Here is a 15,118-nt window from a genome sequence, read left to right on the forward strand (position 1 = left end):
GCCGTCATTTCAGGTCGTCCGCGCTGCGGATCACCTGGCCCAGCAGGCCGTAATCCAGCGCCTCCTGCGTGTTCAGCCAGAAATCGCGCTGCGTGTCCTTTTCGATCCGCTCGACCTTCTGACCGGTCGCCTCGGCGAAGATCTGGTTCAGGCGATCGCGCATCAGGCGCACCTGTTCCGCCTGGATCATCATGTCCGAGGACGTGCCGCCGATCCCGCCCGAGGGCTGGTGGATCAGGAAGCGGGTGTTGGGCAGGCAGTAGCGGTTTTCCTTCTTCGCCGCCACGAAGATCAGCGCGCCGGCGCTGGCGACCCAGCCCGACCCGATGGTGCGCACGGTGGGACGGATGAACTTGACCACGTCGTGGATCATGTCGCCCGATTCCACATGCCCGCCGGGGGACGAGATCAGCATGTTGATCGGCTTGTCGCTTTCCTCGGCCAAGGCCAGAAGGTGGGCCACGGTGCGCTGCGCCAGCTTGTCGTTGATGGCGCCGGCGACGATCACCGTGCGCGACTTGAAGTACAGCTTGCCGATCTTGTCGCCTTCGGGCAGGCCCAGCCCGCCCTCTTCCTTGTGGCGGCGGTCGTCTTCTTGCGGTTCGTCGTCGTCATCGTCCAGCCACTGGTGACGCATCGGCCTGCTCCTTGTTCTCTCTCATGGCAACGGCGGGACCGGGGCCCCGCCGTTCTTTTACCTAAGCAGCCATGAAGGATCAGTAAAGGACGACCGAGCGGATCGATTCACCGTGATGCATCAGATCGAAGCCCTTGTTGATGTCGTCGAGCGGCATCGTGTGGGTGATCATCGGGTCGATCTCGATCTTGCCGTCCATGTACCAGTCGACGATCTTGGGCACGTCGGTCCGCCCGCGCGCGCCGCCGAAGGCCGTGCCCTTCCAGACCCGGCCGGTGACCAGCTGGAACGGGCGGGTGCTGATCTCGGCGCCCGCCGCGGCCACGCCGATGATCACCGACACGCCCCAGCCCCGGTGGGTGCATTCCAGCGCGTCGCGCATCACCTTGGTGCTGCCGGTCGCGTCAAAGCTGTAATCGGCGCCGCCGATCTGGTCGAAGGGGGTCTTGGTCATCTCGACGATGTGCTGGACGATGCCGCCGTCGATTTCCTTGGGATTGACGAAATGCGTCATACCGAAGCGTTCGGCCATCTCGCGGCGGTCGTTGTTCAGATCGACGCCGATGATCATGTCAGCGCCCGCCAGCCGCAGGCCCTGCACGACGTTCAGGCCGATGCCGCCCAAGCCAAAGACCACCGCCTTGGCGCCGATCTCGACCTTGGCAGTGTTGATGACCGCGCCGATGCCGGTGGTCACGCCGCAGCCGATATAGCAGATCTTGTCGAAGGGAGCGTCCTCGCGGACCTTAGCGACCGCGATCTCGGGCAGGACCGTGTGGTTGGCGAAGGTCGAGCAGCCCATGTAGTGATAGATCGGCGTGCCATCCAGCATGCTGAAGCGGGTCGTGCCGTCGGGCATCAGGCCCTTGCCCTGGGTCGCGCGGATCTTGGTGCACAGGTTCGTCTTGCCCGACAGGCAGGACGCGCATTCGCGGCATTCCGGCGTGTAGAGCGGGATGACGTGATCGCCGACCTTCAGCGAGGTGACGCCGGGGCCGACCTCGACCACGACGCCCGCGCCCTCATGGCCCAGGATGGCGGGGAAGATGCCTTCCGGGTCGTCGCCCGAACGGGTGAATTCGTCGGTATGGCAGATGCCGGTGGCCTTGATTTCGATCATGACCTCGCCGGCCTTGGGGCCTTCCAGGTTGACCTCCATCACTTCCAGCGGTTTGCCGGCCTCTAGGGCCACGGCGGCACGGGTTCTCATGACTATTCTCCTGTTCCCTCACGGGCTTGTCGGTCGGGCGTTTCAGTCAGGTCTAAGGGGCCGACAAGCGGCCCCTTGGCTGTTCTTCCAGTCTAATGCGCATCCCCGTCAAGCGGGCAGCGCACCGGAGCGCTTGGCGATGCTGGTGGCGATCGCGTCCATCAGCGGTGGGGACAGCGCGTCATAGGGCTCCAGCCCCAGTTCGCGCAGGCGCGAGCGGATGCCGTCCATGCGGCTTGGTTCGACCCCCGATTCGATGACGGAGCTGACGAATGCCGCGAATTCCGGCGCCGACCAACCCTGTTCCCCCGACAGTTCGGTATGCACGAAGTCCAGCCCGTAGAACGGATGGTCCTTGTTCTCGATCCGGCCGTACATGTGCACCCCGCACTCGCGGCAGCGGTGGCGCTGGATGGCGGCACCAGCGTCCACGACCTCCAGTTTGTCGGCGCCCTCCAGGACCTCAACGGAATCGCGGGACACCACGGCGATCTGGCTGAACACCGCATCGTCGGGTTTCCAGCACTTGGTGCAGCCGCAGACATGGTTGTGGGCGGTCTGCGCGCTGACCCGGACCTTGACCGGGTTGGTCGCGCAGTGACACGTCAGGACCCCGCCCGAGAAGCCCGGGCTGCCTTTCGCGATGCCGTGATCGACGGCAGGGTGGATATGCACCCCCTGAGTGCTGGTCATCATCCCCTCCTCTGGCTGACCGGTGTGACCAAGCGTCGCGCCATCGGGAACATTCGGCAAGTCAGCGGAAGGTAGCAGCCCGGCCCGCGGACCGGGCTGCGAATCGGTCAGCTGGCGGGGGTCGAGGACACGCCGACCTTGGCCGGGCGCAGCAGGCGGTCGTGCAGCATGAAGCCGTTATCCATCACCTGGATGATGTGGCCCGCGACGGTGCCGGGGACCGCGGCCTCGAACATCGCCTCGTGGTGGGTGGGGTCGAACTTGTCGCCGGCCTCGGGGCGGATGATGGTCACGCCGTGCTTAGTGAACACGTTGGACAGCTCGCGCAGGGTCAGTTCGACCCCCTCGATCAGGGCGGCGGCGGCGGTGCGCTGCTCCTCTCCCGCGGCGTCCAGCGCACGCGTCAGGGCGTCATGCACGGGCAGCAGGTCGCGTGCCAGGCGCGATCCGCCGTAATTCTCGGCGTCGCGGCGGTCCTTGTCGGCCCGCTTGCGCGAGTTTTCGGCATCGGCCAACGCGCGCATCCACTTGTCGCGCAGCTCGTCGCGCTCGGCGGTCAGCTGGGCCAGCGCGTCATCGGGCTCTGCCAGGGGGTCATCCATGAATTCGTCCATGGGCTGTTCGTTCTGCTCGGTCATTTCACTTCATCCTTTCCGGCCGGACAGCACCCGCCCGACCAGCTGCGCGGTATAATCGACGATCGGCACGATCCGGCCGTAATTCAGCCGGGTCGGCCCGATGACACCCACCGCACCCACAATTTTCCGGTCGGCATTCATATAGGGTGAAACCACCAGAGCGGAACCCGAAAGTGAAAAAAGCTTATTCTCGGAGCCGATGAAAATGCGCACACCCTCGCCCCGTTCGGTCAGTTCCAGGAACTCGACGATGTCGCGCTTGCGTTCCAGGTCGTCGAACAGCACGCGGATGCGGTCCAGGTCGGCGGCCTCGCGGTCCAGCAGGTTCGCGCGTCCCCGCACGATCAGGCGCGGGTCGGTGGCCTCGGCGCCCCACAGCGCGATGCCCGATTCCACCAGCTCTGCGGCCAGCACGTCCAGTTCGCGCCTGCGGGCGTTGATCTGCTGGGACAGATGGCCGCGCAGTTCGGCCAATGTCTTGCCCTCGGCCATGGCGTTCAGGAAATTGCCGGCCTCGCGCATCGATGACGGGGTCTGGCCGGGCGGGGGGGTAAAGATGCGGTTCTCGACATGGCCGTCGGCAAAGACCAGAACCACCAGCGCCCGATCCGGACCCAGGCTGACGAATTCGATATGGCGGATCGGCGCTTCGTGCTTGGGCATCAGGACCAGCGACGCGCCGCGCGTGATCGAGGACAGCGCCGTGCTGACACGGTCCAGCAGCACCCCGGTCTCGGGGTCGTCATTGCCAAGCGTCTGGTCGATGGCGGCACGGTCGGTCGAATTGACGGCATCGATCTCCATCATGCCGTCGACGAACAGGCGCAGGCCCATCTGCGACGGCAGGCGCCCTGCGGATGCATGCGGGCTGTCTAGCAGGCCCATGAATTCCAGGTCCTGCATCACGTTTCGGATGGTCGCGGCGCTGACCTTTTCGGACAGCGCGCGGGTCAGGGTGCGAGAGCCCACCGGCTCTCCGGTCTCCAGATAGGATTCGACGACCCGGCGAAACACCTCGCGGGACCGGTCGTTCATCTCGTGCAGCAGCGATTCCTGGTTCATGCGCCCCGTCTTGTGACCCTCGGTGGGGTTGCGTGATGGTGCCCCCGGACGGTATGGGCATCCTAACCTCACGAAAAGGAACAGTCATGCGCCCGTCCGGCCGGAATCTAGCCCAAATGCGTCCGATTTCAATTGAAACCGGGGTGATGCGCCACGCCGAGGGGTCCTGTCTGATCCGGTGCGGCGACACGCATGTCCTGTGCACCGCCACCATCGAGGACAACCCGCCGCGTTTCCTGAAAGGCACCGGCCTGGGCTGGGTCACGGCCGAATACGGCATGCTGCCACGCGCCACGAACACGCGCAACCGCCGCGAGGCAGCCCAGGGCAAGCAGTCGGGCCGCACGCAGGAGATCCAGCGCCTGATCGGCCGCAGCCTGCGCGCGGGCATCGACCGCAGCGTCCTGGGCGAACGCCAGATCAGCATCGACTGCGACGTGATCCAAGCGGACGGCGGCACGCGCTGTGCGTCCATCACCGGGGGCTGGGTGGCGCTGCGGCTGGCGGTGAACAAGCTGCTGAAGGCCGGCGCGATCTCCAGCGACCCGATCCTGGACCACGTGGCGGCCGTCAGCTGCGGCATCTATGCGGGTCAGCCGCTTCTGGACCTGGACTATGCCGAGGACAGCGAGGCCGGGACCGACGGCAACTTCGTGCTGACCGGTGCGGGCCGCCTGATCGAGGTGCAGATGTCGGCCGAAGGCGCGACCTTCTCGCGCGACGAGATGGGACGTCTGCTGGACCTGGCCGAGGCCGGGATGGCCGATCTGGTCGCCGCGCAGAAGGCGGCCGTGGCATGAGGCAGTTCACCGACAAGCGGCTGCTGGTCGCGACGCACAACGCCGGCAAGCTCGACGAGATGCGCGCCCTGCTGGCGCCCTATGGCGTCGAGGTGGTCGGCGCGGCCCAGATGGGTCTGGCCGAACCCGCCGAAACCGAGGACAGCTTCGTCGGCAATGCCCGCATCAAGGCACGCGCCGCCATGCAGGCGACCGGCCTGCCCGTCCTGTCGGACGACAGCGGCATCTGCGTCGATGCCCTGGGCGGCGCGCCGGGCGTCCAGACCGCGGACTGGGCCGAAACGCCCCAGGGCCGCGATTTCGCCATGGCCATGGAGCGCACCTGGCGCGAATTGGAGGCCGTGGACGCCCCTGCCCCGCGTCGTGCGCAGTTCCGCTGCACGCTGGTGCTGATGTGGCCCGACGGCCACGAGGAGGTGTTCGAGGGCGTTCTGCCGGGCCAGGTCGTCTGGCCGCCGCGCGGGGCCGAGGGTCACGGCTATGACCCGATCTTCCAGCCCGACGGACACCCCGTCACCCTTGGAGAGATGCCCGCCAAGACCAAGAACAGCCTCAGCCATCGCGCCCGCGCCGTGTCGCGCATGATCGAGGCCTGCTTTGCATAGGCTGACCACCGGATCGCCCTTCGAGGCGCGGCTGGCCTACAGCCGCGCCGTGGTCAAGGGCGACTGGTGCTTCGTGTCGGGTGTCACCGGTTACGACTATGCCGACATGACTATGCCGGAGGACGCCTGCCAGCAGGCGCGCAACTGTTTCACGACGATCTTCTCGGTGCTGAAGCAGGCGGGCTTTGCGCCCGCCGACATCGTTCGGGTGCAGTACACGATCACCGATGCCGCGCTGGTCGACGTCATCGCCCCTGCCCTGTCCGATGCGCTTGGCGACATCCGGCCTGCGGCCACGATGGTGGTCGCGGGCCTGATCCGGCCCGAGATGCGCGTCGAGATCGAAGTCACGGCGTTCCGCGGATGACGGTCCCGGGCGAGGATTGGCGTGCCGGGGGGTTCGGCCTTTATGTGCATTGGCCCTTCTGCGCGGCCAAGTGCCCCTATTGCGATTTCAACAGCCATGTCGTGGCCCATGTCGATCAGCGCCGATGGGCCGACGCCCTGTCCGCCGAGATCGCGCGCCTTGCCGCCGAAACGCCGGACCGGCATCTGGGCAGCATCTTCTTTGGAGGCGGCACCCCATCGCTGATGCTGCCTGAAACAGTCGATGCGGTGATCCGCGCCGCCAGGGCCGGATGGGGCTTTGCCAACGATATCGAGATATCGCTGGAAGCCAATCCGACCAGCGTCGAAAAGGGCCGCTTTCGCGGATTTGCCGATGCGGGTGTGAACCGCCTGTCGATGGGGATACAGGCACTGAACGACACCGACCTGCACCGGCTTGGCCGCATGCATTCCGTGGCCGAGGCGCGCACGGCATTCGACGTCGCGCGCAGCGTCTTCGACAGGGTCAGTTTCGACCTGATCTATGCCAGACAGGGCCAGGATCGCACCGCTTGGCGGGCGGAACTGCGCGAGGCGCTGTCCATGGCCGTGGATCATCTGTCGTTGTATCAGCTGACGATCGAGCCCGGCACGGCGTTTGGCGCACGGGCCGAGGCGGGCAAGCTGCGCGACCTGCCCGATGACGACCTGTCAGCCGACATGTATTTCGACACCCAGGACCTGTGCGAGGCTGCCGGCATGGGATGCTATGAGATTTCGAACCACGCCCGCCCCGGCGCGCAGAGCCGTCACAATCTGGTCTATTGGCGCCAGGGGGACTGGGCGGCCGTCGGTCCCGGTGCGCATGGACGGCTGACCCTGCCCAACGGACGCATGGCGACCGAGGCGCATCGCATGCCCGGAGCCTGGATTCAGGCGGTGGAAACAACCGGAACCGGAGAAGTGCCGCGCGACGCCATTCCCGCGCATGAGCAGGCGACCGAGTACCTGTTGATGTCCCTGCGCCTGACCGAAGGCCTGGAGGAAGCGCGCTATGCGGCCTTGTCCGGCACGCCGCTGGAGGAGCATGCGGTGACGTCACTGATCGACATGGGGATGATCGACCGCCGTGATGGGCGCATCCAGGCAACCGCGCAGGGCCGGCCGGTGCTGAACGCGATTCTGCGCGAACTGGCGGCCTGACCGATGCGGCGGCGGATGTGGCTGGTCTTGGGGTGGCTGTTTGCCTTGTGCGGGATCATCGGTGTCGCCTTGCCGGTGGTGCCCACGGTCCCCTTCCTTCTGGTAGCCGCGTGGGCCTTTGCACGATCCTCTCCGACATTGGAGCGTCGGATCCTGGATCACCCCACCTACGGACCACCCGTGCGTGCGTGGCAGGAACGTGGTGTCGTCGGGCGATTTGCCAAGATCTGGGCCATCATCGCAATGAGCTCCGGGGTCGGCATTTCGTGGTGGGTGGGGATGCCGCCTTGGGTCGTCGCGACTCAGGCGGCGATCTGTGGGCTGGTCGCGCTATTTCTTGTAACGCGGCCCAGCCAATAATCAGGATTTGGCAGTAATTTTCTTACCATATACTATATATGGTCAGCGATTGCCTCCAAGAAGCTGGCACAGCTGATCCAGTTGGTCCAGATCACGATAGGTGATCGTCAACTGCCCCCCGTCTGCACCGCCATGTGAAATCTGCACGCGCATCTTCAGATGAGCACCCAAATCTGCCTCCAGCGCCTTGGTATCGGCATCCTTTGCAGCGCTTCGCGAGGCCTTGCGCGGCTTTTCACCGCCGTCTTGCGACAGCTTTCGCACCATCTCTTCGGTATCACGGACCGACAGGCCTTTTTCACTGACCCTACGGGCCAACTGCGCAGCGTTGGGCGCGGTGATCAAGGCGCGGGCGTGCCCCGCACTGAGCTTGCCGTCCTTGACCATATCCTGGACAGAATCGGGTAATGACAGCAGCCTGAGGAGGTTTGCGATGTGACTGCGGCTCTTGTTCAGCGCTTCGGCCAGTTTTTCCTGCGTATGACCGAAACGGTCCATCAGTTGCCGGAACGATGCCGCTTCTTCGATCGCATTCAGGTCGGCACGCTGAATGTTCTCGATAATGGCGACTTCAAGAACCTCGGTATCCGACATGTCGCGGATGATGACCGGCATCTCATGCAGTTGCGCCATTTGGCCCGCACGCCAGCGCCGTTCGCCCGCGACGATCTGATAGAGATCCTTGTCCTGTGGGTGGGGACGCACGATAAGGGGCTGAAGCACACCGCGCTGCCGCAAGGAGGCGGCAAGCTCCTGTAACGCATCCGGATCAAAGGTCCGACGCGGCTGGTCAGGATTAGCGGTGATCTGCTCAATCGGGAGCATCATGCGGTCTCGCGATTGCGCGGGACCTGCGCTGTCGCCAAGGTCCATGTCGGCCATCAATGCGGACAGACCCCGGCCAAGGCCACGTTTCGCAATTTTGCTGTCCGACATCACGCAATCTCCGGGATCAGTTTCAGGCGCGCCGTGAATTCGGTCGCGAATTGACGATAGGCGTGGCTGCCCTTTGACGACGGATCATAGATCAACACCGGCTGCGCATGTGACGGGGCCTCGGACACGCGGACGTTCCTGGGAATGACCGTGGGATAGACAAGATCGCCAAGCGTCTCGCGCGCGTCTGCCTCCACCTGCTGCGACAAGTTGTTCCGATAATCGGACATCGTAAGAAGAATGCCATTGATGCGGAGCTTGGGATTGGCGCCTTGGCGGACCTGCTTCACCGTACCCAGCAATTGCGACAAACCCTCCAAGGCATAGAATTCCGCCTGAAGCGGAACAAGAACACTGGACGCCGCGACCATCGCATTAACCGTCAACAGACCCAAGGCCGGCGGACAGTCGATCAGCACGATCGTTCCATGTGGTGCATCAGATAACTGGCGTTCCAAAAGACGCGTGCGATCAGCAACTTGGGACAGTTGTACATCGGCAGACGCAAGATCGGATGTCGATGGCACAACCCGCAGGTTCGGAACCGCAGTGTCGACGGCTGCAGTCATGAGATCCGCATCGCCGGTCAAAAGGTCATAGACCGTGAAATCACGGTCTTCGGTCCCAATCCCCAGTCCCGTAGACGCGTTTCCTTGAGGGTCCAGGTCGACAAGTATCGTCGGATAGCCTGCTTGCGCCAGGGCAGCACCCAAGTTAACAGCGGTCGTCGTCTTGCCAACGCCGCCCTTCTGGTTCGCGATTGCCACAATATGCTGTTCAGGCATGCGAGACTCCGGTAATTTTCAGGATGGCTGCGTCTGAATCTGTTTTACTTGGAAAGCTGGTAACGTCAAATCGCCATTCCTTCCTTGCTTCGTCGCATTCCGCTTTCCACGAACGGCCTTTCAAAAATATTGCGGTACCGTCTTGGTGCATGTGCCTTCGGACCATCGAAAGAAGGACCGACAATGGTGCAAGCGCCCGAGCAGAAACAAAGTTTGCGGCTAGTGGGGGTACATTTTCTATCCGACCTGTCAGGATCGATACATTTTGCAACGATAGCTCTCGAATGACGGCGCGCAAAAACGCCGATTTCCGCTGATCGCTTTCAACTAAGGACACTGTCAACGGGGCCTTCTGAGCATATATAGAGACAACTATTCCAGGAAGTCCGCCGCCGCTTCCAAGGTCTACCCAATTCCCTTCCGGAAATTGTACGTGGTCGAAGATCTGAATGCTGTCCTGAATATGTCTTGAGTTGAACTCCGGAAGTGTCGAAGGCGCAACCAAGTTTATTTTTGCATTCCATTTCCCTACAAGAGCCTCGTATGCGATAAGCCTCTCATGTGTTTCACGTGAAACGATCATGCAGTACGACGCACGCTTGTCTTCGAAGCGACGATCAATAGCGTCAAAGCGGCTGGCGTCATTCCCTCAATCTTTGAAGCTTCGAACACAGTTTTAGGTCGACGATCCGAAAGCTTTCCACGCAATTCCGACGAGAGACCACCCAAGCCGCTGTAGTCAATATCAGGGTCGAGAGATGAAGCCTCATTAGCTCTGATTAATTCAGCATCTTTGTTTTGCCGACCAGTATATTGCTCATACAAAGCATCGTTCCGCAGCTGCACCAATGTTTCACTGGCGACAGCAGCCAGTTCAGGAACAATATCTGCGAGTTTGTCCGGATTGATATCGCTATTACCGAGCAAGCTAAATACAGTCCTTCTTTGGCCGTCCCTTGAGACGTGGAATCCGGCATTGCTCAGATCATTTGATGATAAGAAAACAGAACTAAGACGATCGCGTGCGTAAGTGTATTTCGATTGACGCGCCTGAAACGACACAGACCGTTCATTCGAAACGCACCCTATCTCTATTGCCATCGGGGTAAGACGTTGATCTGCATTGTCCGCCCGCAAGGTCAATCTGAACTCGGCGCGCGATGTAAACATGCGATAAGGTTCTGTCACGCCTCTAGTGACCAGATCATCGATCATCACACCGATATAGCTGTTTGTCCGACTAAAGGTCACAGGTGCCTTGTCCGCCGCCTTAAGCGCGGCATTCAAGCCAGCAACGAGTCCTTGGGCCGCTGCTTCCTCGTATCCTGTCGTTCCGTTAATTTGACCTGCCAAGAACAGGCCGCGAACTGACCTGACTGCGAGTGTCGTATCTAGGGACGTAGGGTCGATATAATCATACTCGACCGCATACCCTGGCTGAGTGATCTCAGCGTTCTCCATCCCCCGGATGGACCGAACATAAGCTAGCTGCACATCCTCAGGCAGAGAAGTTGAAATGCCGTTCGGGTAAACGATATTGCTATCCAATCCTTCCGGCTCCAGAAATACCTGATGGGAATCTTTGTCGGCAAAGCGAATTATTTTATCCTCGATCGAGGGGCAATATCTGGGTCCGCGACCACTGATGTGACCGCCATACATCGCAGATTTCTGAATATTATCGTTGATGATTCGATGTGTCGTCGCATTTGTATGTGTGATCTTGCAATCGATCTGCTGAACTAACGACACGGCAGGAAGATAAGAGAAGGTGACCGGCGTTTCGTCACCTGGTTGAGATTCCAGACTATCCCAATCGATTGACGATTTTCTGATCCGCGGCGGCGTTCCAGTTTTCAGCCGACCCAGTGGCAGGGCAAACTTGGCAAGGCTTTCACCAAGCCTGCTTGCCGCCCTATCCCCCCAACGACCGGCAGGACGGCTGACGTCGCCAATATGTATCATGCCATTGAGGAACGTGCCTGTTGTCAAGACAACCGATTTAGCACGCACGTCTCTTCCGTCGGATAGGCTTACACCTTCGACAACTTTTGCATCGCCAAGAAATTCAACAGCCTCGCCGAACACGATATCAACGCCAACGTAGCTGGAGATAAGCTCCCAAGCGGCGGCGCGATAAAGATCTCTATCCATCTGAGCCCTAGGCCCTTGAACTGCAGGCCCCTTTCGACGATTCAGAAGTCTAAACTGAATACCGGCTTGATCAGCCAGCCGTCCCATCACACCGTCCATCGCGTCGACTTCGCGGACCAGATGACCTTTACCAAGTCCACCGATAGCAGGATTGCAGGATAACGTACCGATGTCCTCGCGGCGCATGGTGATCAGGGCTACGGTTGCACCAAGGCGCGCCGCAGCGGTAGCTGCTTCCAAGCCTGCGTGCCCCCCACCGATGACTGCGACGTCGTAATGTTTCACGTGAAACAACTCCTACTTGCCGATGCAAAACGACGAAAAGATAACATCAAGATAGTCGTCCGCACCGATTCTTCCAAGTAAGCGATCTAACGACACTGCAGATAGACGAAGCTTCTCCGCAATAAGTTCTGCGGGCAATTCCCCTACGCCTTCAACTGCCTCAAGTGCGGTGATGATTTCTAAACGCTGCCGCTCATGACTGATCAAACCTGCAGAAGAAACACGGTTTCTCAGTATTTCACCGATTATACCAATCATTTTGTCAATACCATGCCCGGTCACTGCGGATAGTGTCAGATCGGCGTCACTTTCACGGATGTCCGCATGGCTGACCGCAATGACATCATCAGGATGCCAAAGTTCCTGGACGATATCTCCGCTACGCGAAAGATGGATACGCAGATCAGCACTTTTCGCGCGGCTCAATGCACGGTCTATCCCAATCCTCTCAACAGCATCCTCGGATTCCCGCAAACCTGCCGTATCAAGAAACGTCACGGGCAACCCGTTCAGATCAAACTTAAGTTCAATCACATCTCTTGTCGTTCCCTCCCGATCAGATACGATCGCCACATCTCTCTGGGCCAACCTGTTCAGGAGACTCGATTTTCCGGCATTTGGCGGTCCGATGATAGCGACTTCAAACCCCATCCTGATCCGTTCGGCTGACGAAAATCCTGCCAACTCGCGCTGCAGCGCTTCGCGCAGTTCGGCGATTGCTTCGAAAACCCGATTGGGGACCTCATCAGGAACGTCTTCGTCCGCGAAATCAACACTGACCTCGACCAAAGCGCCAGCTTCGATCAGAAGTTGCCGCCATTCCAACGCCTTTTGGGCCAGCTCGCCGCTCGCGGTGCGCAAGGCCAGCTTACGCTGAGCCTCCGTCTCTGCTGCAAGGAGATCACCGAGCCCCTCGATTTCGGCAAGATCCATCCGGCCGTTCAGAAAGGCCCGCCGTGTGAACTCACCGGCGTCCGCTGGTCTGGCACCCATGGACAGCAGCGCGGACCCGACTCGTCGTGAGATCACAGGTGCACCATGCAGATGCAGTTCTGCCACTTCGTCGCCGGTAAAACTCTGACCCTCTGGGAACCACATTGCCAGAACCTGGTCGATTGGCTCGTCGTCGTACCTCAAGGTCCGAAAATACGCATGACGCGCGTCAGGCATTTGGCCGACAAGACGCTCGGCAGTCAGCCGAGCATTCGTGCCGCTCAGACGGATGACAGAAACTCCCCCCCGCCCGGGCGGGGTGGCTTCTGCAAAGATCAGGTCCATGGCTGCCTCGTCAGGCGTTCATCGAGTCGAAGAACTCGGCGTTGCTCTTGGTCTGTTTCATCTTGGAAATCAGGAACTCAACGGCGTCAGTCGTGCCCATCGGATTCAGGATGCGACGCAGCAGATAAGTCTTCTGCAGGTCCTTGCTGTCGACCAGCAGTTCCTCTTTCCGCGTACCGGATTTCAGGATGTCCATGGCCGGGAAGACGCGCTTGTCTGCGACCTTGCGGTCCAGAACGATCTCGCTGTTGCCCGTACCCTTGAATTCCTCGAAGATCACTTCGTCCATGCGCGATCCGGTGTCGATCAGCGCCGTGGCGATGATCGTCAGACTTCCACCTTCCTCGATATTGCGTGCCGCGCCGAAGAACCGCTTGGGCCGCTGCAATGCATTCGCATCGACACCACCGGTCAGCACCTTGCCCGAGCTTGGGACAACGGTGTTGAACGCTCTACCAAGTCTTGTGATAGAGTCCAAAAGAATCACAACATCTCGTTTATGCTCGACCAGACGCTTTGCCTTTTCGATGACCATCTCGGACACCGCAACGTGGCGGCTGGCCGGTTCATCGAAGGTCGAGGACACGACCTCGCCGCGCACGCTGCGCTGCATGTCCGTCACTTCCTCGGGGCGCTCGTCGATCAGCAGGACGATCAGATAGCATTCCGGATGGTTCTTCTCGATCGAATGGGCGATGTTCTGCAGCAGAACCGTCTTGCCCGTCCGCGGCGGTGCCACGATCAGCGACCGCTGACCCTTGCCGATCGGCGCCACCAGATCGATGATCCTGGCACTGCGATCCTTCACCGTGGGATCCTCAATCTCCATGTTCAGGCGTTCGTCGGGGTACAGCGGCGTCAGGTTGTCGAATGCGACCTTGTGACGGGCCTTTTCCGGCTCTTCAAAGTTGATCTTCTCGACCTTCGTCAGCGCAAAATACCGTTCGTTGTCGCCAGGCGCACGGATGACGCCGTCCACCGTGTCGCCCGTACGCAGCGAGTGCTGACGGATCATGTCCGGGCTGACATAGATGTCGTCCGGTCCGGGCAGATAGTTCGCCTCGGTCGACCGCAGAAAGCCGAAGCCGTCCTGGACGACCTCCAGCACGCCTTCGCCGCCGATCTCCCAGCCCTCCTCGGCATGCTCCTTGAGGATCGAGAACATCATCTCGCCCTTGCGCATGGTCGAGGCGTTCTCGATCTCCCACTCCTCCGCCATCGACAGCAGGTCGGCGGGGCTCTTTGCCTTGAGGTCGGACAGATTCAGGCGTTCTTCGGTCATTCTGATGCAAACTTTCGGCCGCGCGACGTATCGGACGGAGCAGACAGGTGTTCAAGGGAATCCCGTACCGGACGGCGGGGGTTGGGGCGCAGATAAGGCCGCGCCGGTCACGAGTCAATCTTTTCGATCAGAACTTGACGATCACGGCGGTCACGATCCCCACCATCAGCAGGGTCGGCACCTCGTTCATCATCCGATAGGACCGCCCGGCAAGGGCCATTCCGGCCGACAGATGCCGTCGTTCACGCGCGCACCACATGTGAAACACGCTCATCGCGATCACGCAGGCCGCCTTGACCCACGGCCAGGTCATGTCCCAGCTGACGATGCCCGGCGTCATCACCAGGGCCAACCCGCTGATCCACGTGGCGATCATTGCCGGGTTCATGATCAGCCGCAGCAGCTTCTGTTCCATGATCATGAAGCTTGCGACCGGTTCGGCCGATTCCCTACTGCGTTCGGCGTGATAGACGAACAGCCTGGGCAGGTAGAACAGGCCCGCCATCCACGAAATGACGGCCATGACGTGGAACGCCTTCACATAGGGATAAATTACGGCCAGTCCGTCGATCATCGCGAAACCTCTCTTCGGTCTTCTCTTAAATAAGAAAGATAAAGAAAGGAATGTTGTTGAAGTAGGGCCTGTGGATAGCAGGAATTGGACTCTGTTCACCGGGATTTCCTCAGAATCGGGCGTTGTGGACAAGCATGTGCGAAAGCGGCAAGCCGACCTGAAAACCTTTTGTAAACAAAGCGATCATATGTGGATAACTTTGCGGATAATGATCTGGCCGCTGATTCCTCCACAGGCCGCCCGATCGGGACGCCCGATTCGTCCCCCTGTGGAAAACGCTTTACTGTTT

The 15,118-nt window shown here is 60.8% G+C and carries 17 protein-coding genes; 5 read left to right on the forward strand and 12 right to left on the reverse strand.

Going from position 1 to position 15,118, the window contains the following annotated elements; genetic code table 11:
• Positions 1–4: 4 nt before the first annotated feature.
• From TW83_RS06105 to hrcA, 5 genes are all read right to left on the reverse strand, one after another.
• Positions 5–637 (reverse strand): ATP-dependent Clp protease proteolytic subunit, encoded by a 633-nt coding sequence (locus TW83_RS06105; RefSeq protein WP_045981891.1) that lies wholly within the window; start codon positions 635–637, stop codon positions 5–7.
• A 79-nt stretch (positions 638–716) separates the two neighbouring features.
• On the reverse strand, positions 717–1,847 hold the full coding sequence (locus tag TW83_RS06110; protein WP_045981892.1) for an S-(hydroxymethyl)glutathione dehydrogenase/class III alcohol dehydrogenase: 1,131 nt from the start codon (positions 1,845–1,847) through the stop codon (positions 717–719).
• A 108-nt stretch (positions 1,848–1,955) separates the two neighbouring features.
• Positions 1,956–2,540, reverse strand: a complete 585-nt coding sequence (gene gfa, locus TW83_RS06115) for an S-(hydroxymethyl)glutathione synthase (RefSeq protein ID WP_139598320.1) — start codon at positions 2,538–2,540, stop codon at positions 1,956–1,958.
• 107 nt (positions 2,541–2,647) lie between these two features.
• The gene (locus TW83_RS06120; protein ID WP_045981894.1) at positions 2,648–3,178 is read right to left on the reverse strand and encodes a nucleotide exchange factor GrpE; all 531 of its coding nucleotides are present in this window, start codon (positions 3,176–3,178) and stop codon (positions 2,648–2,650) included.
• A gap of 6 nt (positions 3,179–3,184) precedes the next feature.
• Complete coding sequence (gene hrcA, locus TW83_RS06125; protein ID WP_045981895.1) at positions 3,185–4,240, reverse strand: heat-inducible transcriptional repressor HrcA; 1,056 nt, start codon at positions 4,238–4,240, stop codon at positions 3,185–3,187.
• 86 nt (positions 4,241–4,326) lie between these two features.
• Between hrcA and rph the strand changes: the two genes are divergently transcribed.
• Genes rph through TW83_RS06150 form a run of 5 tightly spaced genes read left to right on the forward strand, consistent with a single transcriptional unit; the run spans position 4,327 to position 7,535 of the window.
• Positions 4,327–5,040 carry a ribonuclease PH gene (gene rph, locus TW83_RS06130; RefSeq protein WP_045981896.1) on the forward strand — a complete coding sequence of 238 codons (714 nt, stop codon included), beginning with the start codon at positions 4,327–4,329 and terminating at the stop codon, positions 5,038–5,040.
• The gene (locus tag TW83_RS06135) at positions 5,037–5,645 is read left to right on the forward strand and encodes a non-canonical purine NTP pyrophosphatase (RefSeq protein ID WP_045981897.1); all 609 of its coding nucleotides are present in this window, start codon (positions 5,037–5,039) and stop codon (positions 5,643–5,645) included. Before rph ends, TW83_RS06135 begins: the two co-directional genes overlap by 4 nt.
• Positions 5,638–6,012 carry a RidA family protein gene (locus tag TW83_RS06140; RefSeq protein ID WP_045981898.1) on the forward strand — a complete coding sequence of 125 codons (375 nt, stop codon included), beginning with the start codon at positions 5,638–5,640 and terminating at the stop codon, positions 6,010–6,012. Before TW83_RS06135 ends, TW83_RS06140 begins: the two co-directional genes overlap by 8 nt.
• The gene (gene hemW, locus TW83_RS06145; protein WP_045981899.1) at positions 6,009–7,175 is read left to right on the forward strand and encodes a radical SAM family heme chaperone HemW; all 1,167 of its coding nucleotides are present in this window, start codon (positions 6,009–6,011) and stop codon (positions 7,173–7,175) included. Before TW83_RS06140 ends, hemW begins: the two co-directional genes overlap by 4 nt.
• A gap of 15 nt (positions 7,176–7,190) precedes the next feature.
• Positions 7,191–7,535, forward strand: coding sequence for a YbaN family protein (locus tag TW83_RS06150; RefSeq protein WP_239441293.1), 345 nt, complete (start codon positions 7,191–7,193; stop codon positions 7,533–7,535).
• A gap of 42 nt (positions 7,536–7,577) precedes the next feature.
• Here the strand turns inward: TW83_RS06150 and TW83_RS06155 are convergent, their stop codons facing one another.
• The 7 genes from TW83_RS06155 to TW83_RS06175 all read right to left on the reverse strand — a co-directional run bounded on the left by TW83_RS06155 (position 7,578) and on the right by TW83_RS06175 (position 14,829).
• On the reverse strand, positions 7,578–8,471 hold the full coding sequence (locus TW83_RS06155; RefSeq protein WP_045981901.1) for a ParB/RepB/Spo0J family partition protein: 894 nt from the start codon (positions 8,469–8,471) through the stop codon (positions 7,578–7,580).
• Entirely contained in the window at positions 8,471–9,256 is a 786-nt protein-coding gene (locus tag TW83_RS06160; RefSeq protein ID WP_045981902.1) for an AAA family ATPase, read from the reverse strand. The genes TW83_RS06155 and TW83_RS06160 overlap by 1 nt, the downstream gene beginning before the upstream one ends.
• Complete coding sequence (gene rsmG, locus TW83_RS19750; RefSeq protein WP_084697296.1) at positions 9,249–9,839, reverse strand: 16S rRNA (guanine(527)-N(7))-methyltransferase RsmG; 591 nt, start codon at positions 9,837–9,839, stop codon at positions 9,249–9,251. The genes TW83_RS06160 and rsmG overlap by 8 nt, the downstream gene beginning before the upstream one ends.
• Positions 9,836–11,695: a tRNA uridine-5-carboxymethylaminomethyl(34) synthesis enzyme MnmG gene (gene mnmG, locus TW83_RS19755; RefSeq protein ID WP_084697302.1), complete on the reverse strand. Its 1,860-nt coding sequence runs from the start codon at positions 11,693–11,695 to the stop codon at positions 9,836–9,838. Before mnmG ends, rsmG begins: the two co-directional genes overlap by 4 nt.
• Before the next feature lie 12 nt (positions 11,696–11,707).
• Entirely contained in the window at positions 11,708–12,973 is a 1,266-nt protein-coding gene (gene mnmE / locus TW83_RS06165) for a tRNA uridine-5-carboxymethylaminomethyl(34) synthesis GTPase MnmE (protein ID WP_045981903.1), read from the reverse strand.
• 10 nt (positions 12,974–12,983) lie between these two features.
• A complete protein-coding gene (rho, locus tag TW83_RS06170; RefSeq protein WP_045981904.1) occupies positions 12,984–14,255 on the reverse strand; it encodes a transcription termination factor Rho in 1,272 nt (423 codons plus the stop codon).
• 127 nt (positions 14,256–14,382) lie between these two features.
• Entirely contained in the window at positions 14,383–14,829 is a 447-nt protein-coding gene (locus TW83_RS06175) for a CopD family protein (protein ID WP_045981905.1), read from the reverse strand.
• Positions 14,830–15,118: the final 289 nt, after the last annotated feature.

The sequence above is a fragment of the Paracoccus sp. S4493 genome, assembly GCF_000967735.1.
In the GTDB taxonomy this organism is placed as follows: Bacteria; Pseudomonadota; Alphaproteobacteria; order Rhodobacterales; family Rhodobacteraceae; genus Paracoccus; species Paracoccus marcusii.